Genomic DNA, 22,720 nt, shown 5'->3' on the forward strand with positions numbered 1-22,720 from the left:
GCCGAACACCGACGACATGCGCGACGCGCCCTCGCTCGATGTGGCTCCCGCACTGATGGCCATGGGCGCGACCGTGCAGGCCTTCGATCCGGAAGGCATGCATGAGGCCGCAAAACTGCTCGAAGGGGTCCAGTTCAAGGACGGCCCCTATGAAGCGGTCACCGGGGCCGACGTCGTGGTGATCCTGACCGAGTGGGACCAGTTCCGCGCGCTGGACATTGATCGGGTCAAGCTGCTGATGAGGCAGCCCGTCATGGTCGATCTGAGAAACGTCTATCGGCCCGAGGAAATGCGGATCCGAGGGTTCAAATACGCCTCGATCGGCAGGGCCTAACGAAGCGCGACGGGGATCAGCGCCGGACGTTCAGCGGCGGCGACCTCGGCCTGTGGCAGCAAGGTCCGACCGGCGCCGATGACGATGGTCGCGGTCAGCACGGCCGAGACCGCGGCGATGGCGGCCAATTTCACCCCGTCGGCGAATTCCTGATGGTCCGGACGCAAGCGATTCCCCTGCAACGCGCGTGTTTCGTATCCAGCACCAGACGGGCCGCGCCGCAAGTCACGGAACGGTGTCCCGCAAAAGAAAAAAGGGCGGAGCCCGGAAGCGCCGCCCTCTCTTGCTTGTCCGCTTACACCCGCGACGCAGCGCGGCCGCTCGCTGCGTGAACCCTAGCCGCGGAACGGACGGATCAGGATCTCGACCCGGCGGTTCTGCGCCTTGCCTTCGGCCGTGGCGTTGGAGGCGATCGGGGCGCTCTCTCCACGACCGTCGACGTACAACCGGTCGGCCAGAACGTTGCGGCTGACCAGATACTGGGCCACCGACGAGGCGCGCTGGCGCGAGAGGTTCAGGTTGTACTCGTCCGTGCCGTCCGAATCGGCGTGGCCGACAATGTCGACGATCGACTGGTCATAGCGGTTCAGAACGCCGGCCACGTCGTCCAGTGTGGCGTAGAAGCGGGTGTTGATGGACGACTGGTTCGACGCGAACGTCACGTCCGACGGCATGCGCAGGACGAGGTTGTCGCCCTGACGGGCCACGCCGACGCCCGAACCCGAAAGCTCGGCTTCCAGTTCGCGCTGCTGACGGTCCATGTACTGGCCGACAGCTGCGCCGCCGAGAGCGCCGATGCCGGCGCCGATGAGGGCGTTCTTGCGGCCTTCCTCGGAGTTGGAGGTGTTGGTCAGATAACCCAGCAGGGCGCCGCCCAGGGCGCCGGCGATCACGCCCGTGCCCGTGTTGTTGCGGCGCGGCGCGGAGCTGTAGGGATCGGTGGTGGTGCAGGCGACGCCGCCCAGAAGGATAGCGATCGAGGCGCCGGTAAGGAGGAGCTTGCTGCGCATGGTGGAGAGTCCTGTCTGTAAAAACCTGTCTGGCGCCGAAACGCGAGCTTACGGTGAAGGTTCCGACCTGTACCGCGGCTGAACGAACAATCCCGGCGCGCGATCCGTCCCGGCTTTGCCAAGTTTGCGCCTTAGGGCGTATGGAACCCGCCTGTAACAGAACGATGAGGCCCCCCGTGAGCGCGACCACGAACCCCGAAACCGCCGCCCCCGCCGGCAAGTCGATCGAGCCCGTCTCGATGAAGCTGTACGACGCGGATTTTCAGGCCTTCGCCGACAAGCTGGGGACCTCGTTCAAACGGTACGGCTTTGCGGTCATCGCGGACCATGGCCTTGATGAGACAGTGATCAACGCGGCCGTGGCCGACACCAAGACCTTCTTCGCCCTGCCGGAAGAGACAAAGCGTAAATACCACCAGCCGGGAACCGGCGGCGCGCGCGGCCTGACCCCATTCGGCGTCGAGGCGGCCAAGGGCGCGGCGACGGTCGATCTGAAAGAGTTCTGGCACGTCGGGCGTGAACTGCCGGAAGGCCATCCGTACCGGAAATATATGCGCGACAACGTCTGGCCGACCGAGGTCGAGGGTTTTCGACAGCATGTCTACGGCATGTTCGCCGCCATGGACGTCCTCGGCGCGAAAGTCCTGCGCGCCATCGCCCGCTATCTCGAACTCGGCGACGACTTCTTCGAGGACAAGGTCGAGATGGGGAACTCGATCCTGCGGATGCTGCACTATCCGCCGGTTCCTGCGGGCGCGTCCGGCGTGCGGGCCGGGGCGCATGAGGACATCAATGTCATCACCCTGCTGCTGGGCGCCGAGGAGGCCGGGCTGCAGGTCAAGGACGCCGACGGTGAATGGCTGGACATCTCACCGCCGCCGGGGGCGCTGGTGGTCAACATCGGCGACATGCTGCAGCGGCTGACCAACCACGTCCTGCCGTCGACCAGCCACCGGGTGATCAATCCGGCGCCGGAGCGGGCCAGTTTCGCCCGCTATTCGACGCCCTTCTTCCTGCATTTCAACCCGGACTTCGTCATCGAGACCCTGCCCGGCATGATCTCGTCGGAGAACCCCGACCGCTATGCCGGCAAGGCGATCATGGCGGAGGACTTCCTGACCGAACGGCTGAAGGAAATCCGGCTGATCTGAGAGCGCCATCGCGCCTCGCGCGGCGGCCCGCTGCCTGAGCTCAGGCGCTATCGGGAAATCCGTAGCTGGGTCAGTTCGCGACCGATGGCGGCAAAGGCCTCTGACAGATCCCCGCCGCTGGCCGGCAGATAGACGTGATCCGGACTCGTGGCGCAGTACTGCATGACGTCTTCCGCCGCGCCTCCCGAGTCCAGCTCAAGCCCAACGGTGTAGACGATGACGCCCTCCGCCTTCATGGCGTCGCAAAGCGCCTCGGCCTGGTCGAACGGATTGCCGTTGGTGGCGGCGCAGTTTATGCGCTCGCCGCCGTTGCCTGAATTGCTGGCCAGGACGCCCGTGCAGTAGTTGGTGTTGAACTCGCCGTCGGTCATGAGGATGACCGCCTTCAACAGTTCGTTGGGGCTGGCGACGCCCGCCGGATTGCCGGACCAGAGCGCATTGAAGCTGGGCGACACCGTGTACCAGCCCCAGGCGAGCCCGATCTGACCCGCGGTTGCGCCGGTGACGTTGAAGCTGGAGATCAGTGACTTCATCGCGTTCTTGTTGGATGACAGCGGCATGATGACCGCGGAAGGGCAGGGCGCATTGGTCGCCGGATAATTCCGACCGACGTAAGCCGTCGACGGAGCCGCGCTTGTATAGGCCTGTGCACCGGGCCGTTCAGTGACGCAGGTGGTGATCTGGTGGGCGCGAAGGTTTCCGGAAATGTTGCGGAACACCCGCCACTGGCAGCCGTCGCGCCCGCACCAGCTGGAGCCGCCGGAGGTGTGGGCTCCCCATTCTGCGCCGTTGACGCCGATCGAATAGGTGTTGGTCGTTACATTGGAGACGATATAGGGCGTGTTGTTGATCTGGGTCATGCCGTTGGCGCCGGTGATGTAGACCCCTTCCCCGTCGCTGAGGCCGTGGCCCGGGGCCGTGACCTGGACCGAGCAGTCCGACACGAGGCATTTGCGCACCTCGCCACCGCTGGCATAGGCGCTGTAGCCGCTGGTGTTCACCGCCACCCAGGATGAGCCGTTCCAGGACTGCAGCGAGAACCTCGAATTGTTGATCCGCTGGACCCTGTAGGCCCGGTTGTTCACCTGCCCCATGCCAGAAACGTTCCGGATCCACACATAGTCGTTGGTCTGGAGGCCATGGCTGGATGAGGTGACGACGCCAGGGTTGGCGCGCGTGATGGCGCTGATGTTCCTTCCGGTCGCCGAAGCCCAGGCCATGTGCGAGATGTTTCGCGCGCCGATGGGCGTGCCCCGCGCGCCATTGGCCCAGGAGCCCACGTTCACGCCGATGGAATAGGGCACCACCGACATGCGGGTGTAGTAGGGCTCCTGCACGTCCTGAACCACCAGATCCACCAGGTCCCGCGCGGCGGCCTTCATCGCGGCGATGCGGCTGCCGCCCATGGAGCCGGTGATGTCGAGAACGAGGGCGACCTCGAGGTTGCGGGACGAGCGGTTGACCTCGGAATGGGCGCCGACCGGCAGGTAGTCGTCCATGAATTTGCCGTAGGGCGGCAGGAAGATGTTGGCGACCAGGGTCTTCACATTGACCCTGGATCTGGCGACCACGACGGCGTCGTCGTTCAGTGTGAAGGTCGTGTCGGCCTCGAGCAGGATGATGTCGGGGTAGGCCTTGAGGTTGGCGCGCAGGGCCCTGAGACCGACCTCACGGAGGTCCTCATCCTCGGTGTACTGGGAGCGGGCGGCGGCAAGGGTCGCCGCGTCGAGCGCATCCTGGAGATTGACCCGCACGGTCGAGGCGCGGTGGATATCCACGCCGCCCACGGTCATCAGGACCAGCACCGGCAGGCTGAGGCCGAACAGCATGGCGACATTGCCGCGCGCGTCGGACAGCAGCCGGCTGAGAAACGTCCTCAGGCCGTCAAGGATGGACGAGTCGGCGCGGCGTCCCATTGTCGTCAATTCCGCCAGGTCGCCGGGCGGAAGAGCCCGGCGTTCGAGGCGGCCAGCATCCGCGACCGTGGTTAACGCCGGGTGATCGCCGGCGATCGGCGGTATCTAGCGGGAAATGCGCAACTGCTTGATGTCCCGACCGATGGCCGCGAAGGCCTCTGACAGATCGCCGCCGTCGGCGGGCAGGAAGACATTGGCCGGCGTCGAGGCGCAGTCCGCCAGCACATCGGCTTCGTCCGTTCCGGCGGTGATCCCGAACCCGACCGTATAGACGACCACGCCCTGGGCCTTCATGGCGGTGCAAAGGGTCCGGCTCTGCTCGAACGGGTCGCCATTGGTCGCATCACAGTCGATCTTGGCGCTGTTGGCGCCGGAGCCCGAGCCGGCCTGCCGCGAGATGACCCCGCTGCAGTAGGGCGTATTGAACGCCCCGTCGGTCATGATGACCACGGCCTTCAGGGTTTCGGCGGAGTTGTAGACCGCCGCGCCGTTTGAAGGCCACAGGCTGTTCCAGTTCGGGGAGACCATATACCAGCCCCAGGCGATACCGATCTGGCCGGCGGTCGAGCCGGACGCCGCGAAGGCATCGATCCGGGACTTGATAGTCGCGGCGTTGCTGGACAGCGGCAGGATGGCGTCCTCGATGCAGGTGCCGTCGATGTTCGGATAGTGACGCCCGACCCAGGAGGAGGCGCCGGTCGGGGCCGCTTCCGTAACGGCCTGGGCGCCGACGCGTTCGGTCACGCAGCCGCTGATCCTGTGGGTCTGGAGGTCGCCGTCCATGTTCTCGAAGGCGAAATAGGTCGTGCCGCCGCCGCGCGCGCTCCAGGCCCTTCCGCCCGAGGTGTAGGGGGACAACGAGGTTTCCGTCAGGTCGATGGTGAAGCTGTTGGTCTGGGCGTTGCCGACCAGATGGCTCTGGTCGTTGATCTGGGTCATCCCGCCGACATTGGTGATGTAGACGTATTCGTTGTTGGCCATGCCGTGGTTGGCGGCGGTGATGGTGATCGAACAGTCGTTGTTCTGGCAGCGCTGAACCCGCCCGGCGCTGCCGGAATAGGTCCCGTAGTTGGTGCCGTTCACCCGGTTGCCCGCCATGGTGTAGAGCTCGAAGGTGTTGGTGGTCCTGTTGCGCACCTCGTAGGGCTTGTTGTTCAGCTGGGTCATGCCCGTCGCGCCGGTGATCCAGACCACGTCGCCGTTCGAGAAGCCGTGGCTGGCCGAGGTGATGACGACGGGCCGCGCCTTGCTCGCCGCGGTGATGGTTTTGGGGGTTCCTGCCAGGTTGATGACCGCGCCGGTGATGTTCACCGAGGTGGAGACGCCGCCGCGGGCGGTGGTGACATGGGCGCCCGGATTGACCGAGTTGGAATAGGGCACCAGGGCGACCTTGGAATACCAGGGGGTCTGGACCGGCTGGACGACCAGGTCGACCAGTTCCTTGGCCGCAGCCTTCAGGTCGATGAGTCTCTGGCCGGCCATCGAGCCGGTAATGTCCAGAACCAGAGCGACCTCGATGTTGCGCGAAGAGCGATCGACCTCGGAACGGGCGCCGACCGGCAGATAGTCGTCCATGAATTTGCCGTAGGGCGGCAGGACGATGTTGGCGACCAGGGTCTTCACATCGACCTTCGACGAGGCGACCACCACATCGTCGCCATTCAGGACAAAGGAGGTGTCGCCTTCGCGCAGGGTGATCTCCGGATAGGCTTTCAGGTTGGCGCGCAGGGACGCCAGGCCGACACGCTGAAGGTCGGCGTTGGCCGTATAGGGCGACCGGGCGGCGGCAAGGGCGGCGGCGTCGAGGGCATCCTGCAGATTGACCCGCACGGTTGAGGCGCGGTGGATGTCCACGCCGCCGACCGTGATCAGGACCAGCACTGGAATACTGAGGCCGAACAGCATGGCGACATTGCCGCGCGCATCGCCGGCCATGCGCTGTGCGAAGGCGCGCAGACTGCGGCCCAGACCGTCAAACCAGGATTTCCGCCCCATCGCCTCATCCGCCCGTGGTTCAGGCGCGATGCGGTCCGTCCGCGCCTATCCGGGGCAAATTGAGCGCGCACGGTTAAGCGATGCGCCCACACCAAAGGTTAACGCGGCGATTTTCTCACCAGGCGATCGCGGCCGCGGGCGAAGTCCCGCTCGTCAGGCCTCCCAGCCGCAGTCCTTGCCGCGGTTTTGTGCGGTCAGCCAGGTGTTCAGCGGGGCGAAATAGGCGGCCACGGCAGAGGCGTCGTTCTCGCGCTGGCCGGTGAAGGCCTCCATCGCCTCGGGCCAGGGCCGCGACTGGCCCATCTCCATCATGGCGTTGAAGCGGGCGCCGACCTCGGTATTCCCGTAGACGGAGCAACGGTGCAGCGGCCCGGTCCAGCCCGCCTGTTCACAGGCGGCCTGGTGGAACTGGAACTGGTAGATGTGGGCCAGGAAGTAGCGGGTGTACGGCGTATTGCCGGGGATATGATATTTGGCGCCGGGGTCGAAGGCATTGGCCGGACGGGGTCCGGGCGGGACGAGGCCCTGATAGCGCAGCATGTTGGCCGACCAGGCGTCATTGTATTCGGCCGGGCTGGTCTCACCGTTGAACACGCCCCAGCGCCAGCGGTCGACCATCAGGCCGAAGGGCATGAAGGCGATCTTGTCGAGCGCCATCTTGAGCAGGAAGGGAATGTCCTCCGCCTCGCCGGGCACGGAGTCCAGGAGGCCGATCTGGTTGAGATAGGTCGGCGTCAGGGCCGACAGGCCGACGAAGTCCCCGATGGCTTCGTGGAAGCCGTCGTTCGCCCCGTTTTTGAACAGGAAGGGCTGATCCTTGTAGGCGCGCTGGTAGTAGTTGTGCCCGAGTTCATGGTGGACCGTGTAGAAGTCCTCGGCGTTGACCTCGGTGCACATCTTGATGCGGATGTCCTCGAGGTTGTCGAGGTCCCAGGCCGAGGCGTGGCAGACCACCTCGCGGTCGCGCGGACGGGTGATCTGGCTGCGCTCCCAGAAGGTCTCCGGCAGTTCGGGCAGGCCCATCGAGACGTAGAAGCCCTCGCCCGTCTCGACCATCCTGCGCGCGTCATAGCCTGAAGCGACCAGCCGCTCGGTCATGTCATAGCTGGAGGCGCCGCCCGTGGCCGGGGCCACGACGTCATAGATATTGCCCCACTGCTGCGACCACATATTGCCCAGCAGGTCGGCGCGGATCGGGCCGCTGTCGGGCTGGACGGCGTCGCCGTATCTCTCGTTCAGCCGGCTGCGGACATAGCAGTGCAGGTTTTCGTAGAAGGGTTTGACCTGGGCCCAGAGTCGGTCGGTCTCGGCGGCGAAGGCGTCCGGCTCCATGTCATAGCCGGCGCGCCACATGGCGCCGGTGTCGGCGAAGCCCAGTTCGGCGGCGCCCTCATTGGCGATGGCGACCATGCGGGCATAGTCCGGCGCCATGACCGGCGAGATGGTCCGCCAGCCTTCGTACAGGGCGCGGGCCTCGGCCGGGTCCCGGGTCGCGGCGAGGAGGGCGGAAGCCTCCTCAAGCGTGATCTGGCGGCCCTGGTATTCGAACTTTCCGGTTGCGTAGGTCGAGTCCAGCCGGGTGGTGATCTCGGCCAGTTCGCCCGCGGCGCCGGGACGGTTGGGGGCCGGCAGGACGATGCCGAGACGCAGCAGGTTCAGCTTGCGCCGCACGTCGCCGGGCACCTCGACGTCGTTGAACCGGGCCGCGCCGTTGGCCAGTTCGACCTGCAGCTCGGTGTATTCGGCATTGATCCGGCTCTCGAGCCACATGGTGTCGTGGGTGATGTTGGTGGCGCGGGTCCACTGGATGCGGGCGGCCTCCTCGCTCAGGGCGGCGAGGCGGGTTTCAGCGTTGGCGACGAAGGCGGCGGCGGCTTCGGCGGTCGCGGGGGCCGGGGCGTCTGCCGCAGGGGCGACGGCGGCGCTTTCCGACGTTGCCGCGCCACCCATTCCCAGGGCCGCGCAGGCGGTCAGGCTCAGGCCGAGGGCGCCGACGGCGGCGGCGGTCATCAGGGTGCGTTTCATGGACATTCCTCCTTGCGCGGTATTTCCCCGCGTCGTTCGGCGCGCAGGTGAGGGGAGGGAGACGGTCGCGTCAAGCTGCGCCTTTGGCCAGCGACTCAACCCAGGACGCAGGCGGCCAGACCCTGTTCGCGGACCGTGCCCATGGCGGCCTGGATGCGTGAGGTGCGGCGGCGGACATAGGGCCCGGGCGCGGAGGCGCTGTAGCGTCGCGGGGAGGGCAGGATCGCGGCGAGGCGGGCGGCCTCGCGGGCGGTCAGATCGTCCGCCGACTTGCCGAACCAGTGCTGCGAGGCGGCCTCGGCGCCGTAGACGCCGGGGGCCCATTCGGCGACGTTGAGATAGACTTCCATGATCCGTCGCTTGCCCCAGACGATTTCTATGGCGACGGTGTAGCCGGCCTCCAGACCCTTGCGGACCCAGTCGCGGCTGGGCCAGAGGAAGGCGTTCTTGGCCGTCTGCTGGCTGATGGTCGAGCCGCCGCGGATCCGGCCCGAGCCGCGCTTCTCCGACCGGGCATTGGCCTTCAGGGCGCGTTCTATGGCCTTCATGTCAAAGCCGTTATGGGCGCAGAAAGTCGAGTCCTCCGAGGCGATCACCGCCTGGACCAGCCGGGGGGAGATGTCGTCCAGCGATCGCCAGCGATAGGACAGGCCCTCGCCGCCGACCGCCCGGCTGATCATCAGGAAGGTGGTCGGCGGGGCGATCCAGCGCTGGAGGACCACGCTGCCGGAGCCGAGCAGGACCAGCAGCAGGAACAGGGTCAGCACGGGGCGCCCCTTCTTCACGGTTCTGGTCACCCCTGACATGTGGGGATGGCAGCACGGCGGAGGTTGGGGAGCAAGGGCGATCCGGTTCTCCGGCTATCGTCATCCCCCGGTCTCTCAGCGCTCGCCGGAGGATGACGATAGCTAGAGGGTGGAGACCCCCGCGTTCCCATCCTCGTCCGCCCAGGCCACGCGCTTGGCATCGGCGCTCATGGCCAGGGCGGTGATCGGGGAGCCCTTGTCGGCCTTGAGGAAGTTGAGCCCCTGACCGGCCGGATCGGCCAGCCAGACGCGACCGTCGGTCAGTCCGGCGGCGAGCAGGCCGTGCCTCGGTTGCGAGGCGACCAGCGCCACCAGACTGCCCTCGTCGTAGCCGATCTCGGTGGCCTCGCGGCCCATCGGGCCATTGGCGCCGACGAACGGCCACAGCACGGCGCCCGAGGCGCCCGCCGTGGCCAGCAGCTGGCCATTGGACAGGAAGCTCATGGCCCGGACCTTGGACGGATAGCCGCCCATCCGCATGTTCTTCTGATCCTTCAACCGCCAGCCGTGCAGCTGGGCGTCCTGCATGGCGGTGACGACGAAGGCGCCGTCGGGCGAGAAGGTCACGGCAGTGTGCGACCCGGCCCATTTCAGGAAGGTCGGCTTCTGTTCGGCGATACGCGCGAACCAAAGTGCGGCCCCGCCATAGGTCGAGGTCGCGATGCGCCGGCCCTTTGGCTCGAACGCCACGCCCGAGACGGTGCGCTCATGCTGGAAGTCGCGGCGGAAGCCGGCGTCCTTCGCATCGATGACCGACAGGGTCTTGCCGGCGGAAAAGGCGATCAGGCCGCTTTCGGCCGAGGCGTCGACGGCGTCGATCCACTGGCCGCGGGCGCTGGTGGCCAGCACGCCCGCGTCGGCGCGGCGATGCCAGATCAGGCGGCCGTCGTCGCCGCCGGTGACCACCCCGTTTCCGGACGGATGGACGACGGCGCACAGGATGGCTCCGTCATGGGCCGCGCTGAACGCGCCGTCCTCGAACCGGACCGAACCGTCGCCCAGGGCGAAGACCGCGCCTTCGGCGTCGAAGACGATGGCGGTGATCTGGGCGTCGAAATTGCTGGTCTTCACGCCGCGCAGGCCTCGAACCCGGCCTTCAGCGCGGCCTCGTCGAGGTCGCGGCCGATGAAGACGGCGCGGGACCAGCGGCGTTCCTTGTCACCCCATTCGCGCTGCAGGTCGCCCTCGAGGATCATGTGCACGGCCTGGAAGACCAGGCGGCGATCCTCACCGGCGACATTTATGATGCCCTTGGCGCGCAGGATGTTCTGGCCCTGCTCGCCCAGCAGCCGGTCGAGCCAAGCGGTGAATTTGGCCCCGTCCATCGGCCGGTCGAGCGACAGGGAGATGCCCTTGATGTCGTCCTCATGCGCATGGCCGCGTGCGCCATGCGAATGGCCGTGGTCGTGGCCATGATCGGCGTGATTGTGATCGTGATCGTGATCGTGGTGGTCGTGGTCGCAGTGCTCGTCGTGAACATGGCCGGCCTCGCCGTGGGCGGGGTTGGCGAACTCGGGATTGATGTCGAGAATCCGGCCCAGGTCGAAGCCGCCGAGGCCGAGCACCTGATCGAGCGGGACATTGGCGCGTTCGGCGCGGGTGATGGGGGCCAGCGGGTTGAGCTTGCGCAGGCGGCGCTCGACCTCGACCAGTTCGGCCTCAGTGACCAGGTCGGTCTTGTTGAGGATGATGCGGTCGGCGAAGGCGACCTGCTCGCGCGCCTCCTTCGAGTCGTCCAGCCGGGCCATGACGTGTTTGGCGTCGACAAGCGCGGTGACGCTGTCGAGCTGGGTCTTCGCCTTGACGTCCTCGTCGACGAAGAAGGTCTGGGCCACGGGGCCGGGGTCGGCCAGGCCGGTGGTCTCGACGATGATGGCGTCGAAGGCGGGCTTGCCGGGACGCTGGCGCTTCATCAGGCCGGCGACGACGCGGATCAGGTCGCCGCGCACCGTGCAGCAGACGCAGCCGTTGTTCATCTCGAACACGTCCTCGTCGGCGCCGACCACGAGGTCATTGTCGATGCCTATCTCGCCGAACTCGTTGACGATGACGGCGTAGCGCTTGCCGTGGTCCTCGGTGAGGATGCGGTTCAGCAGGGTGGTCTTGCCGGCGCCGAGGTAGCCGGTGAGGACGGTGACGGGGATCTTGTCGGTCATGACCGGCAGATGGCGTGTATTGGGTGGTTTGTGAAGACGGGGCCGGTCCCAAACCCCGAGGTGAGGCCCCGGACCGTCGCAAAGATGCCGTTTGCCGATGGCGTGTCCGACGCGGCATGGCGTCGTGGTGTGCCGGGCTTCATCCTTCAGGGACCTCTGGACAACATATAAACTACTAATCTAGTTTATTCGCATGAAAGACGATACCGAGATCGCCGGCCTGTTTGCGGCCTTCGCCCATCCGACACGAATCGCGGTCCTGCGATGCCTTCTGAAGCACTGTTGCTCCGGACGGCAGTTCGGCGAGCTTTCGAGTGAACTGGGTATCTCGCCTTCGACGCTCAAACATCATCTGGACGAGATGGAACGCGCCGGAGTGTTGGCGCGCGAAGCCCAAGGGCGGGCCACGATCCTGAAGCTCGATCTGGATGCTCTCGCCGGTGCTGCCGCCCAGCTCTCGCGACTGTGCTGCTCGGCCGAGATCGGACAGCAACCTGCGGCCAGGAACCCCTGAAAATGACCCGACTCCTTTCACAGGCCCTGCTGATCACCCTGATCGCCGGAATGTCCGCCCTGCTGATCGTGTTCTGGACGCATCCTGCGCGTGAAGCCCTCGTGGCCGGCGCTGCGCTGATCCTGATTGCGTTCTCGCTTGTTCTGGAGCGCCTGTGGCCGCACGATCCTGCCTGGGCCGACGTCCCGCGTGCGGAAGTCGCCGGGGACATCGGCAGCTTCGTTCTGATCTTCGGCATTCTCGACGGGACGCTCAAATGGCTTACGCCGTTTGTCGTTCTGGCCCTTGCGCCCTTGCCGGACTCGCCGGGTTTACCGCTCTGGCAACAGGTCCTGCTGGCATTCCTCTGGATCGAGTTTGCGGCATGGGCAAGCCATTGGGCGCATCATCGGTACAGGCCCCTTTGGGCGCTCCATGCCATGCATCACAGTACGGAACGGCTTTATACGCTCAACAACTTCCGCTTCCACCCGTTCAACCATGTGCTGAACCACCTGGCGATGATCCTGCCTTTGCTGTGGGTTGGCGTCGCGGCCGAGGCAATCCTCGTCTACACGGCTTTGATGTTGCCCGTTCTGCTGCTGCAACATTCGAACATCGCCTTCGATTTCGGACGCCTGAACTTGCTGTTCAATACGAATGACCTGCATCGCTGGCATCATTCGACAGAGCCTGCCGAGGGTATGAAGAATCTTGGCCGTGCGCTGGTGCTGTGGGATCACGTCTTTTGCACCTATCTGCGCCCGGCCGCCTCAAGCAGCCCGGCGGGGATCGGGCTGTTCCCGGTCAGCCGCAGCTTTCCTCCGGCCTCGAAATTCTGGGCGCAACTCGGCTGGCCATTTAATCCTGGCTGTTGTCGTTCAGCCCGCTGAACGTCCGCCATGCCTGTCGTCCGCCGCGGGCGGCCGGGGCCGTCTAGAGGTTCTGACCCAGGCCCTCGCAGTCCGGGCAGTCGGCCAAGGGCCGGGTTTCCAGCTGAAGCGTGGTGTGGCCGATGCGAAACCGGCCGCGCGCCATCGCCTGCGCCTCGACCAGAAGGGCGTCAGGGTCCGGGCGGTCGTGGCACAGGTGGGCGGTCAGGGCGGTCTCGGTGGTCGACAGGCCCCAGACGTGCAGGTCGTGGATGGCGGTGACGCCGGGCAGGGACAGGAAGGCGGCGCGGATGGCGTCGACGTCGACGCTGCGCGGGGCGGCGTCGATGGCCAGGTTGACCGAGTCCTTGAGCAGGCCCCAGGTGCCGATCAGGATGACGGCGACGATGACGATGCTGACCAGCGGGTCGATGATCGACCAGCCAGACATCCAGATGACCCCGCCGGCGATGACCACGCCGATCGAGACGGCGGCGTCGGCCATCATGTGGAGGTAGGCGCCACGGGCGTTCAGGTCGCTGTGCTGGTCGCGCATGAACAGCAGGGCGGTGCCGAGGTTGATGACGAAGCCGATGGCCGCCACGCCCATGATCAGGCCGGACATCACCGGCGCCGGCTCGGCCAGACGGCGGACGGCCTCGAAGGCGATGGCCCCGCAGGCGAAGATCAACAGCAGGGCGTTGGCGAGGGCGGCCAGCACCGTGGCCTTGCCGTAGCCATAGGTATTCCGGGAGCCGCTCGCCCGGCGCGCCAGCCACGCGGCCCCGCCGGCCATGGCCAGACCGAGGACGTCAGACAGATTGTGCCCCGCATCGGCCATCAGGGCGGTGGACCCGCTGTATATCCCGGCCCCGAACTCGACGCCGACGAAGGCCAGGTTGACGATCAGGCCGACGGCGTAGCGCCAGTCGCCGGTATCGACCGTGCCATGGTGGTGGCCGCCGGGGCCGTGGGCGTGCCCGTGGTCATGCCCGTGTTTGTGCGCATGGTCGTGCCTGGGGGCATGGCTGTGGTCATGACCGTGATCGTGGGAGCCGTGCGCCATGCCGCTATCCTTAATGCGGGCGCAGGAGGACGAGAAGGCCGATCAGAATCAGGGCGAGGCCGAGGACGACGCCTTCATAGCGGGCCCAGCGCTCCAGCCGCAGCACCGACCAGCCGGCGCGGGCCAGGACGGTGAACAGGGTCATGCCCAGCACGGTGCCGGCGGCGAAGGCGAGGGTCAGGGCGGCCAACACCAGCGGCCCCTCGGTCGCCTGGGACAGATAGATCGGCAGCAGCACCTCGCCCGGCGACACAGCCATCATCACCACCAGTCCCCAGAAGGCGGCGGCGTGCGACACGGTCGGCTCGGACAGGGCCAGGGATGGTCCGCCGGCCATGATCGGCGCGCGTAGCACCGCGCGGCCCAGATAGAAGGCGCCGAACAGGATCAGCAGTCCGGCCGATACCCAGGGCAGGACGCCGGAGACCCACCGGTCCATGACCAGGCCCGCGGCGACAATCAGGCCGCCGACGACGGCTGTGGTGGCGATATGAGCCAGCCCCGAAGCGGCCACGGCCCCCAACACCTGCGGCAGGGTCCAGCGCTGGCCGCGTCCGACGAGCACAAACGGCAGCCAGTGTGTCGGCAGGGCGGCGTGCAGGAAGGCCGTGGCGAAGCCGACGCCCAGCAGGGACAGCAGGACAGGTTGCTGGAGGTCGGACGGCGTCATCGTCGGACCACATAGAGTGTTATCTTATAACAGTCCAGAGCGGTGCGTCATTCCGACTGTGTGCTCGGCCGGGCCCCGTTTTTTCGCCCGTCCGCGTTGACTCGGACACCCCTCTGCGTCTATGTCGCCGCTCTTCGCCCGAGGGGGTCCCCCGTCGGGCTTATTCTTTTTGCGTTTCGCTGAGGCTTCAACATGTACGCGGTGATCAAGACCGGCGGCAAGCAGTACCGGGTTCAACCGGGCGACGTCATTGTGGTCGAGAAGCTCGACGGCGAGGCTGGCTCGAACGTTTCGTTCGGCGACGTCCTGATGCTGGGCGGCGAAAAGGGCGTGACCCTGGGCGCTCCCCTGATCGCGGGCGCTGCTGTCGCCGCGACCCTGGTCGAGACCCGCAAGGGCGAGAAGATCAAGATCTTCAAGAAGACCCGCCGTCAGGGCTATCGCCGTACGAACGGCCATCGCCAGATGGAATCGGTCCTGCGCATCACCGGCATCGACGGCGCCGGCGAGAAGGCCAAGTGGGACGGCGAGACCTCGCTGATGACCAAGGCCGAGATGAACCTGCGCGCCCGCGGCCTGGCCCCGCGCGTCGAGACGACCGAAGCCAAGCCGGCCAAGGCCCCCAAGGCCGTCGCCGCTCCGAAGGCTGAAGCCGCTGAAAAGCCGGCCGCCGCCAAGAAGGCTCCGGCCAAGAAGGCTGCGCCCAAGGCCAAGCCCGCCTCCACCGACGAAGCGTAAGAACAGTTAGAGACAGGGAGCAGACCTATGGCTCACAAGAAATCCGGTGGTTCGTCGCGTAACGGTCGCGACTCTCATTCCAAGCGCCTCGGCGTGAAGAAGTTCGGCGGCGAGAACGTTCTGGCCGGCAACATCCTCGTGCGTCAGCGCGGCACCACCTTCCACCCGGGTGACAATGTCGGCCTCGGCCGCGACCACACCCTGTTCGCGACCGCCCACGGCGCCGTGAAATTCACCAAGAAGGCGAACGGCCGTTGTTACGTGTCGATTCTTCCGACCACCGAACAGGCCATGGCCGCCGAGTAGCGCGAACCGACTGACACCCGGATCGCGCAAGGCTCGAGAGCCGCGATCCGGACCAGGGACACGTTTCCGCGGGGAGTCTGGATCACCAGGCTCCCCGTTTGCGTTTCCCCGCCTCGACGCCGTCCGAGCCCTCCAAGGAGGCGGCAGATCGAACGAGGCTTGTGTGTGATGTGCGTGATCGAACCTTCTCCCGTCGTCGAGACGCGGCGTCTGATCCTGCGTTCGCCGGGCGCCCAGGACATCCCCCGGTTGGCGACCTTCGCCAATGATCCGTCGATCGCGCGCATGACGCTGCGCATGCCCCACCCGTACGGGATCGAGGACGCCGAGGAGTTCGTGCTGAAGGTGGCGGTGCAGGATCCCGCGCGGGCGCGGACCTTCCTGATCGAGCATGAGGACCATGGCCCGGTCGGGGTCATCGGCCTGTTCGAGGACGCCGATCCGGCGCCCGAGGTCGGTTACTGGATCGCCCGTCCGTTCTGGGGTCGGGGCTTTGCGACCGAGGCCCTGCAGGGCGCCACCGCCTGGGCGTCGAGGGCATGGAAGCGCCGCGCCCTGATGGCGGGGCATTTCAGCGACAATCCGGCATCAGGCCGGGTGCTGGAGAAGGCGGGGTTCCTGTACACCGGCGAGGTGCGCAAAGGCTTCAGCCGGGCAAGGGGGGCTGAAGCGGAGACGCGGCGGATGGTGTGGCTGGCATAGTGCGATAGCGCGCTCTCCCTCCCCCGAAGTGGGGAGGGATGTCGGCGCGAAGCGCTGACAGGGTGGGGAAGTGTGAAGCCGGGCGCCATCGGTGCGGGACTGGCGTTCCCCACCCGGTCGCTGCGCGACCACCCTCCCCATGAAGGGGAGGGAGAACGCAGGTTCCTAGCCGAACAGCGTGGGGCCGAACACGGCCGCCAAAGCGATGGCTCCACCCGCCACCGCCACCACAGCGCCGGCGATGAAGGCTGCCCAGGTGCGGGCGGCGCGTTGGCGCCGGAGGCCGCTGGTCTTGACTGATCGCAGCATGACGCCGGGCTTGGGTCCGAAGACTTCCGAACCGGAAATATTGTGCTGGGACATTTACGCGCTCCCTGATCCACCGCCCCTTGCGGGTCACGGGCACCGAAGCGGGTCAGACAAGGCCAAACAATGGCGAACAGCGGTTATCCACTGATCCGTGATCGGATGAGCAGTGTTAGGCGGGGTGCGCTAACGCTCGACGCGCGGCGTGTCGCTACTTCAACGCCCTAGCCGCAGTAGACCAGCCGGCCGCTGTAGGCGCGGTAATAGCCGGTGCGCGGGTCGTAGGAGCGGTAGTTGGCCCGGCACCAGTCGGAGCGCGACCCGTAGCCGCTGCTGTAGCCGCCGTAGCTGGTCCCGCCGCCCGGATAGACGTGATCGGGCCGGCCATAGGCGCCGTGATACGTCGTGGACCCCTGCGCATGGCCATAGTTGTAAGCCGAGCCGTAACCCCGTCGGTTGTTGTACCGGCCGTGGCTGTAACCGCCGCCATAGCCGGCCAGTTCACGATAGTCGCGCCGCGCCTGGGGGCTGGCCTGGCGGCGCTGGTCGCGCCAGCGGTCGCCGCAATCATTGCGGTTGGCGTCCCAGAACTGGTCGCAGCGATAGTCGCCCGGCCGGTCCAGCTGGCTGCGCCAGTCGAAATTCGACGGTACGGCGTTGGAGCGGCGGGCGACGTAGCTGTCGCCATAGGACCGCTGGCCATAGCCGCTGTCATACGAGCGGTAGCCGTCGTTACTCCGATAACCGCTGTCATGGGACCGGTAGCTGTCGTTGCTCCGGTAGCCGCTGTCATAGGTTCCGCCCCACGACTGGGCGGTGGCCGGAAGGGCGGAGAGGCTCAGGCCGGCGGCGGCGATCAGGGCGAAACGGAACATGGTTAACTCTCCGAAGCGGCCAGGAACGCGGCCCCAAAGACAACAGGCACTGGCAGGCGACGCTTACAGGGTGACGGACACGCGTCCGCCGCGGGTTCCGATGTGACGCATCAGAACGATGCGGTCGCCACCGGCGCTGACGGGGGTGATGATGAACCAGTCACCGTCCGGGAGTCCCGAGAATTCGAACCGGCCGTTCTGGCAGGTGGTCGAACGGACGAAGGAACGATAGTCGGCATTGGGGTCCGGCACCGTACGGGCGCGCACCACGGCCTCGGGAATGGCCGCCCGGTCGGTCGATCCGTACAGGGTCTGGAATCGGGCGCGCGTGTAGGGGGTGTCCGGCGTCAGCGCGACCGAACCGGTGCAGGTGAAAGCCTGGCCGTCGCGGCTGAAGGCGACGCGACCGTCGATGGAGCCGCGCCCCGATCCGGCGGACCAGGCGAAGTCTTCGGCGCTGAAGGCGGTGGAGGCGGGCCGTGGGCCAAGGCCGGAATCGCCCATGGGAACGGTCTCGCAGGCGGCCAGCGAGGCGGCGACGGCGGCGACGACAATCAGGTGGCGGGCGGACATGAAGGCTCTCTCCGTCTTGGGGTGCGGGTCGAACGTCCCGATCAGACGCTCAACGCCGTCATAAGGTCAAGGTTGCGGCGCATCGGGCCGTGGGCCAAAAGCGCGCATCAACCCGGCGCAGACCGGGTATAGGGAGCGTCCATGACAGTCACGTTTGACGACATTCTGGCGGCCCGCGACCGCATCGCCGGCCAGGTCGATCGCACGCCGGTGCGCTATTCACGGCGGCTGTCGCAGCTGACCGGGGCGGAGGTCTGGGTCAAGTTCGACAACCTGCATTTCACCGGCAGCTTCAAGGAGCGCGGGGCGCTGAACCGGCTGCTGCAGCTGACGCCGGATGAGCGCAAACGCGGCGTGGTGGCGGCGAGCGCGGGCAACCACGCCCAGGCCCTGGCCTATCACGGCGCCCGGCTGGGCGTGCCGGTGACCATCGTCATGCCCGAGGGCACCCCCTTCGTGAAGGCGGACGGCACCCGGGCTCACGGCGCGACCGTGGTCATCAAGGGGCTGGACTTCACCGGCTCGACCGAAGAAGCCCACCGGCTGCGCGACGAGAAGGGGTACGTCTTCGTCTCGGCCTTCGACGACGAGGGCATCGTTACGGGCCAGGGCGTCTGCGCGGTGGAGTTCCTCGAGGACGCGCCGGATCTGGACGCCCTGATCATCCCCATCGGCGGCGGCGGACTGATCGCCGGCTGTTCGGTGGCGGCCAAGGCGATGAAGCCGGATATCCGCATCTTCGGCGTCGAGGCGGCCATGTACCCCTCGTTCAGCGCCAAACGCCGGGGTGAGACGCCGAAATGCGGCGGCCAGACCATCGCCGAGGGCATCGCCATCAAGGCCGTGGGTGACATCCCCTTCGCTATCGCCGACCCCCTGATCGAGGAGGTCCTCGTCTGCCAGGAAGCGGATTTCGAGACCGCCGTGGCCTATTACGCCACCCTCGAGAAGACCGTGGCCGAGGGCGCCGGCGCGGGCGGCCTCGCCGCCCTGCTGGCGTATCCGGACAAGTTCAGGGGGATGAAGGTCGGGCTGGTGCTTTGCGGCGGCAATATCGACGCCCGCATGCTGGCCGTGGTGCTGAACCGCGAACTGGTGCGCGAGAAGAAGATGATCGTCTATCGCATCCTCGGCGACGATCGCCCCGGCATGTTGTCCAAGATGAGCGCCGTGATCGGCGGACTGGGCGGAAACATCATCGACGTGGTGCACAACCGGCTGGCGCTGGACGTGCCGGCCAAGGGCGCGGAGTTCGACATCATGGTCGAGACGCGTGGCGAGGCCCACGCCATCGAAATCAGACATGGACTGGAAGAGGCGGGATATGAATTACGGATGGGCTAGGGGCGCGCTGGCGTTGGCCATGGTTGCGGCCATGGGCGCGCCGCTGGCCGCCTGTGATCGCGGAACCGCAGCGCCGGACGAGACGGCGGCGCAGAATCTGCGCGCGGCCGAATTCTTCCTGACCTCCAACGCCCGGGTCGAGGGCGTGCGGACCCTGCCGTCCGGCGTTCAGTACAAGGTGATGCGGTCAGGCCCCGCGGACGGGGAGCGCCCCGACCGCAACGACCTGGTGCGCGTCGACTATGAGGGCACCCTGACCGACGGGACGGTGTTCGACAGCTCCTACCAGGCCGGTCAGCCGGCGGTGTTCACGGTCAGCGAAGTGGTGCCCGGCTGGACCGAGGTGCTGCAGCAGATGCGGGTCGGCGACGAGTGGGTGGTCTATCTGCCGCCCGCGCTGGGCTATGGCGAACAGGGCCGGCCGGGGATACCGCCCAATGCGGTGATGGTGTTCCGGCTGAAGCTGCTGGAAGTCGCCCCGGTGCCGGGTGGCGACCGGGGCGGGGCGATCGCGCAGGGGTAGGACGCAGACGTTCTCCCTCCCCACGTCGGGGGAGGGAGAACGCGCGCTACTTCGCCTCTGCCAGCCGCCCCGCCGCCCATCCAGCCGCATCGCGCACCACGGGGTCCGGGTCATCCAGCAGGCGTTCGGCCGACGGTATCAGCGCCGCGTCCCCGCTGTTGCCGATCGCGTACAGCACATTGCGGACGAACCGGTTGCGGCCGATGCGCTTGACGGGGCTCTTCGAGAACAGGGCACGGAAGGCGGCGTCGTCCAGGGCGGCGAGGTCGGCCAGCCGTGGCGAGACCAGGGCCTCGCGCGCCTGCACGCGCGCCTCCTGCGAGGCGGCGGCGAATTTGTTCCACGGGCAGACGGCCAGACAGTCGTCGCAGCCGTAGATGCGGCTGCCGGTGGCGGTGCGGAATTCTTCCGGCCATGGCCCGGCGAACTCGATGGTCAGATAGGACAGGCACCGGCGCGCATCGAGCTGGAACGGGGCCGGGAAGGCGTTCGTGGGACAGACGTCGAGGCAGGCCGTGCAGGTGCCGCAATGCTCGCCCTCGGGCGCGTCGGGCTCCAGTTCGGCGGCGGTCAGGATGACGCCGAGGAAGAGCCAGTTGCCGTGACTGCGGCTCAGCAGATTGGTGTGTTTGCCCTGCCAGCCGAGGCCGGCGCGCTGGGCCAGCGGCTTCTCCATCAGGGGCGCGGTGTCGACAAAGACCTTGACCTCCTCGCCGGTGCGGGCGGCGATCTGGCCGGCCAGCGTCTTCAGCCGGCCCTTGATGACCTCGTGATAGTCGTCGCCCCGCGCATAGACCGAGATATAGCCGGCAGAGCGGTCTTCCATCTCCGGCAGCGGATCCTGTTCGGGGCCGTAGTTGAGGCCCAGCACCACCGCGGTCCGGGCGCCGTCCCACATGGCGGTGGGGTGGGCGCGGCGCTCGAGCGTCGTCTCCATCCACCCCATGTCGCCGTGACGGCCCGCCTCGACGAAATGCGCCAGCCGCTCGCCCGCGCTCCAGGGCTCGGACGCCGAGGCGAAGCGGCAGACGTCGAAGCCCAGGGCGGCGGCGCTGTCCCGGATGCTGTCGCGGGGGTCGGCCACCGACCTCAGGCGGTTCCGGCGATCAGCGCCTGACGCTGCTGGAACAAGGCCAGTCGCTGGTCGACCAGCCGGTTCAGGCTGATCGTGCTGGCCTCCTGGCCGGCCTGATCCGAGGCCTGCATGGCGCGAGCCAGGCGGTCCATCTCGTCAGCGATCCGGTGCTCGACCTCGGCGTTCCTGCGCAGGGTGTCGAGCGCGCCCGTCAGGTTGGCCAGCAGGGGCGTGCCTTGGAGGCCGGGTTCGGAGGCCAGCAACTGACCGGTCTGTTCGATCGAGGTCGCCAGATCGTCCGCCGACTGACGCGCGGTCGAGGTGTGGGCGCGCATCGTGGCAGCCACGCCGGCGAGGTCGACGGGCTTGCCCAGCGCGCGCTGTTCGGCGGCGCGGGCCCAGGCGATCATGGCGAGGTTGGATTCCAGCATGCAGTTGGTGAAATAGTAGTTGGGCTCGCCGGCTCTCCCCCGGACATTCTCCATCATCACATTCTCAGCCTGGAGATGGGCGGCCATGACGGTGAAGGTGCCCGAGCCCAGGGCGCGAAGGTCATTGGGGCGGCCCGACGCCGCCGCGACCACCAGGTCGATGTAGGTCTCGCCCGATGTCCGGGTCTGGATCAGCAGGGAGCCGACCCGATCCCGGAGAATGACATAGTCCTGTCTCAGCTCCTCAGCCTCGCTTCCGAGCGAGGCCGGCGCCTCGGGGGGGTGCGGGGGCAGGGCGGCATAGGCGTCATAGTCCGCCGCGAAGGCGGCCTTCTGCTCAACGGCCCAGGACTGCACCCAGGCCCGGGCTTCACGCTCCTTGCGGGCGTTCAGCAGGTCCATCAGGCGGTTTCCGCCGTCCATCAGCCCGGTCAGCCGTTCGACCCTCGCGTCCATGAGGCCGGTATAGGCGCCGCTCCACTGCGCAGCCTCGGCCAGCCACTCCTGTATGGAGGCGGCCATGACCTGGTCGGACTGGACCTGGGGTGGCGCGACCGGTTCAGCGAAGGCCGTCGCCGGGACCGCACCAAGAAGGACCGCCGAAACGACGGCGGCGAGCTGATGACGCATCCTGAATTCCCCAAGCCTCAGAAATCGAGGTCCGCATAGTGCCCTGACGGGGGCACGCCTGGGAAGCGGTCTGCAAGCAGAGGGCGAAAACAGGGGCGGGATTTCAGCTTCATGTACCAGGTCTTGAGACCCGGATAGGAGGCCCAGGCGACCTCGCCGAAATAGTCCAGCACCGACAGATGGGCGGCGGCGACGATGTCGGCCTGGCTGATACGGCGGCCGGCGAGGGCGTCGCGCTGGGCCAGCAGGCCTTCCATCATCGCCAGATGGGACCTCAGCGCCTCTCGCCCCGCGCGCAGGGCGCGGGCCTCGGGCGGGCCGAGACGGAGAAGGGGCTTCTCCATCCGCTCATGCAGCAGGACGGCGTTGACCTCGTCGGTGAAGCGCCGGTCGAACCAGGCCAGCAGGCGGCGGACCTCGGCGCGCTCGGCGGCGTCGGCGGGCAGAAGGAGGGGTTCGTTGGTCCGCTCCTCCAGCCAGCCGAGGATGGCGGCCGGTTCGCACAGGGTCAGGGGACGGCCGGCGGCATCGGACAGCTGGAGCACAGGCGGCATGCCTGACGGGTTGAGTGTCGCGACGGGGCAGCCGTCCTCCCACGGGCGGACGGGGGTTTCCGAGAACTCCAGTCGCGCCTCGCCCAGCGCCAGCCGCACGGCGCGGGAGCCCGGATCGAAGGCGAAATGATAGAGGACGCAGGCCGACATGGCCGATGCATGCACCGGC

The 22,720-nt window shown here is 67.2% G+C and carries 25 protein-coding genes; 9 read left to right on the forward strand and 16 right to left on the reverse strand.

Going from position 1 to position 22,720, the window contains the following annotated elements; translation table 11 throughout:
* Positions 1 to 334, forward strand: a 334-nt coding sequence (locus B3E43_RS02115) for a UDP binding domain-containing protein (RefSeq protein WP_292026241.1), incomplete at its 5' end; no start/stop codon positions are given.
* On the opposite strand, the gene B3E43_RS02120 is transcribed toward B3E43_RS02115, so the two are convergent.
* Positions 331 to 501, reverse strand: coding sequence for a hypothetical protein (locus B3E43_RS02120; protein ID WP_292026242.1), 171 nt, complete (start codon positions 499 to 501; stop codon positions 331 to 333). The genes B3E43_RS02115 and B3E43_RS02120 overlap by 4 nt on opposite strands.
* Before the next feature lie 168 nt (positions 502 to 669).
* The gene (locus B3E43_RS02125; RefSeq protein WP_292026243.1) at positions 670 to 1,344 is read right to left on the reverse strand and encodes an OmpA family protein; all 675 of its coding nucleotides are present in this window, start codon (positions 1,342 to 1,344) and stop codon (positions 670 to 672) included.
* A gap of 164 nt (positions 1,345 to 1,508) precedes the next feature.
* Between B3E43_RS02125 and B3E43_RS02130 the strand changes: the two genes are divergently transcribed.
* On the forward strand, positions 1,509 to 2,495 hold the full coding sequence (locus tag B3E43_RS02130; protein ID WP_292026244.1) for an isopenicillin N synthase family dioxygenase: 987 nt from the start codon (positions 1,509 to 1,511) through the stop codon (positions 2,493 to 2,495).
* Positions 2,496 to 2,542: 47 nt separating this feature from the next.
* Here B3E43_RS02130 and B3E43_RS02135 read toward each other — a convergent pair whose 3' ends face one another.
* From B3E43_RS02135 to B3E43_RS02160, 6 genes are all read right to left on the reverse strand, one after another.
* The gene (locus B3E43_RS02135; RefSeq protein ID WP_292026245.1) at positions 2,543 to 4,411 is read right to left on the reverse strand and encodes a ubiquitin-activating E1 FCCH domain-containing protein; all 1,869 of its coding nucleotides are present in this window, start codon (positions 4,409 to 4,411) and stop codon (positions 2,543 to 2,545) included.
* A 105-nt stretch (positions 4,412 to 4,516) separates the two neighbouring features.
* On the reverse strand, positions 4,517 to 6,406 hold the full coding sequence (locus B3E43_RS02140) for a TadE/TadG family type IV pilus assembly protein (RefSeq protein ID WP_292026246.1): 1,890 nt from the start codon (positions 6,404 to 6,406) through the stop codon (positions 4,517 to 4,519).
* Between the two features lie 153 nt (positions 6,407 to 6,559).
* Positions 6,560 to 8,431 (reverse strand): M2 family metallopeptidase, encoded by a 1,872-nt coding sequence (locus tag B3E43_RS02145; protein WP_292026247.1) that lies wholly within the window; start codon positions 8,429 to 8,431, stop codon positions 6,560 to 6,562.
* Positions 8,432 to 8,526: 95 nt separating this feature from the next.
* The gene (gene mtgA / locus B3E43_RS02150; protein ID WP_292026248.1) at positions 8,527 to 9,237 is read right to left on the reverse strand and encodes a monofunctional biosynthetic peptidoglycan transglycosylase; all 711 of its coding nucleotides are present in this window, start codon (positions 9,235 to 9,237) and stop codon (positions 8,527 to 8,529) included.
* 102 nt (positions 9,238 to 9,339) lie between these two features.
* Positions 9,340 to 10,308, reverse strand: a complete 969-nt coding sequence (locus B3E43_RS02155; RefSeq protein WP_292026249.1) for a WD40 repeat domain-containing protein — start codon at positions 10,306 to 10,308, stop codon at positions 9,340 to 9,342.
* A complete protein-coding gene (locus tag B3E43_RS02160) occupies positions 10,305 to 11,393 on the reverse strand; it encodes a CobW family GTP-binding protein (RefSeq protein ID WP_292026250.1) in 1,089 nt (362 codons plus the stop codon). Before B3E43_RS02160 ends, B3E43_RS02155 begins: the two co-directional genes overlap by 4 nt.
* A 193-nt stretch (positions 11,394 to 11,586) precedes the next feature.
* Between B3E43_RS02160 and B3E43_RS02165 the strand changes: the two genes are divergently transcribed.
* Positions 11,587 to 11,907: an ArsR/SmtB family transcription factor gene (locus B3E43_RS02165; protein WP_292026251.1), complete on the forward strand. Its 321-nt coding sequence runs from the start codon at positions 11,587 to 11,589 to the stop codon at positions 11,905 to 11,907.
* 2 nt (positions 11,908 to 11,909) lie between these two features.
* The gene (locus B3E43_RS02170) at positions 11,910 to 12,779 is read left to right on the forward strand and encodes a sterol desaturase family protein (RefSeq protein ID WP_292026252.1); all 870 of its coding nucleotides are present in this window, start codon (positions 11,910 to 11,912) and stop codon (positions 12,777 to 12,779) included.
* A 43-nt stretch (positions 12,780 to 12,822) separates the two neighbouring features.
* Here the strand turns inward: B3E43_RS02170 and B3E43_RS02175 are convergent, their stop codons facing one another.
* Both B3E43_RS02175 and B3E43_RS02180 read right to left on the reverse strand, forming a co-directional pair.
* On the reverse strand, positions 12,823 to 13,824 hold the full coding sequence (locus tag B3E43_RS02175) for a cation diffusion facilitator family transporter (protein WP_292026253.1): 1,002 nt from the start codon (positions 13,822 to 13,824) through the stop codon (positions 12,823 to 12,825).
* Positions 13,825 to 13,834: 10 nt separating this feature from the next.
* Positions 13,835 to 14,494 (reverse strand): hypothetical protein, encoded by a 660-nt coding sequence (locus B3E43_RS02180; RefSeq protein WP_292026254.1) that lies wholly within the window; start codon positions 14,492 to 14,494, stop codon positions 13,835 to 13,837.
* A 192-nt stretch (positions 14,495 to 14,686) separates the two neighbouring features.
* Between B3E43_RS02180 and rplU the strand changes: the two genes are divergently transcribed.
* The 3 genes from rplU (at position 14,687) to B3E43_RS02195 (ending at position 16,240) form a co-directional block, all read left to right on the forward strand.
* Positions 14,687 to 15,232 carry a 50S ribosomal protein L21 gene (gene rplU, locus B3E43_RS02185; RefSeq protein ID WP_292026255.1) on the forward strand — a complete coding sequence of 182 codons (546 nt, stop codon included), beginning with the start codon at positions 14,687 to 14,689 and terminating at the stop codon, positions 15,230 to 15,232.
* A 27-nt stretch (positions 15,233 to 15,259) separates the two neighbouring features.
* Positions 15,260 to 15,538: a 50S ribosomal protein L27 gene (rpmA, locus tag B3E43_RS02190; RefSeq protein ID WP_292026256.1), complete on the forward strand. Its 279-nt coding sequence runs from the start codon at positions 15,260 to 15,262 to the stop codon at positions 15,536 to 15,538.
* Positions 15,539 to 15,706: 168 nt separating this feature from the next.
* A complete protein-coding gene (locus tag B3E43_RS02195) occupies positions 15,707 to 16,240 on the forward strand; it encodes a GNAT family N-acetyltransferase (protein ID WP_292026257.1) in 534 nt (177 codons plus the stop codon).
* Positions 16,241 to 16,405: 165 nt separating this feature from the next.
* On the opposite strand, the gene B3E43_RS02200 is transcribed toward B3E43_RS02195, so the two are convergent.
* The 3 genes from B3E43_RS02200 to B3E43_RS02210 form a co-directional block, all read right to left on the reverse strand.
* A complete protein-coding gene (locus B3E43_RS02200) occupies positions 16,406 to 16,603 on the reverse strand; it encodes a hypothetical protein (protein WP_292026258.1) in 198 nt (65 codons plus the stop codon).
* Between the two features lie 167 nt (positions 16,604 to 16,770).
* The gene (locus tag B3E43_RS02205; RefSeq protein WP_292026259.1) at positions 16,771 to 17,421 is read right to left on the reverse strand and encodes a BA14K family protein; all 651 of its coding nucleotides are present in this window, start codon (positions 17,419 to 17,421) and stop codon (positions 16,771 to 16,773) included.
* A 63-nt stretch (positions 17,422 to 17,484) separates the two neighbouring features.
* On the reverse strand, positions 17,485 to 17,994 hold the full coding sequence (locus B3E43_RS02210; RefSeq protein ID WP_292026260.1) for a hypothetical protein: 510 nt from the start codon (positions 17,992 to 17,994) through the stop codon (positions 17,485 to 17,487).
* 141 nt (positions 17,995 to 18,135) lie between these two features.
* On the opposite strand from B3E43_RS02210, the gene B3E43_RS02215 reads away from it, so the two are divergent.
* Both B3E43_RS02215 and B3E43_RS02220 read left to right on the forward strand, forming a co-directional pair.
* Entirely contained in the window at positions 18,136 to 19,338 is a 1,203-nt protein-coding gene (locus B3E43_RS02215) for a threonine ammonia-lyase (RefSeq protein ID WP_292026261.1), read from the forward strand.
* A complete protein-coding gene (locus B3E43_RS02220) occupies positions 19,319 to 19,861 on the forward strand; it encodes an FKBP-type peptidyl-prolyl cis-trans isomerase (RefSeq protein WP_292026262.1) in 543 nt (180 codons plus the stop codon). Before B3E43_RS02215 ends, B3E43_RS02220 begins: the two co-directional genes overlap by 20 nt.
* A gap of 46 nt (positions 19,862 to 19,907) precedes the next feature.
* Here the strand turns inward: B3E43_RS02220 and queG are convergent, their stop codons facing one another.
* From queG to B3E43_RS02235, 3 genes are read right to left on the reverse strand one after another with little or no spacing between them, the layout of a single operon-like run.
* Positions 19,908 to 20,945, reverse strand: coding sequence for a tRNA epoxyqueuosine(34) reductase QueG (gene queG / locus B3E43_RS02225; RefSeq protein ID WP_292026263.1), 1,038 nt, complete (start codon positions 20,943 to 20,945; stop codon positions 19,908 to 19,910).
* Positions 20,946 to 20,950: 5 nt separating this feature from the next.
* Complete coding sequence (locus B3E43_RS02230) at positions 20,951 to 21,997, reverse strand: hypothetical protein (protein ID WP_292026264.1); 1,047 nt, start codon at positions 21,995 to 21,997, stop codon at positions 20,951 to 20,953.
* 17 nt (positions 21,998 to 22,014) lie between these two features.
* Positions 22,015 to 22,701 carry a glutathione S-transferase family protein gene (locus B3E43_RS02235; RefSeq protein WP_292026265.1) on the reverse strand — a complete coding sequence of 229 codons (687 nt, stop codon included), beginning with the start codon at positions 22,699 to 22,701 and terminating at the stop codon, positions 22,015 to 22,017.
* Between the last annotated feature and the right edge of the window lie 19 nt (positions 22,702 to 22,720).

Source organism: Brevundimonas sp. UBA2416 (assembly GCF_002343105.1).
In the GTDB taxonomy this organism is placed as follows: Bacteria; Pseudomonadota; Alphaproteobacteria; order Caulobacterales; family Caulobacteraceae; genus Brevundimonas.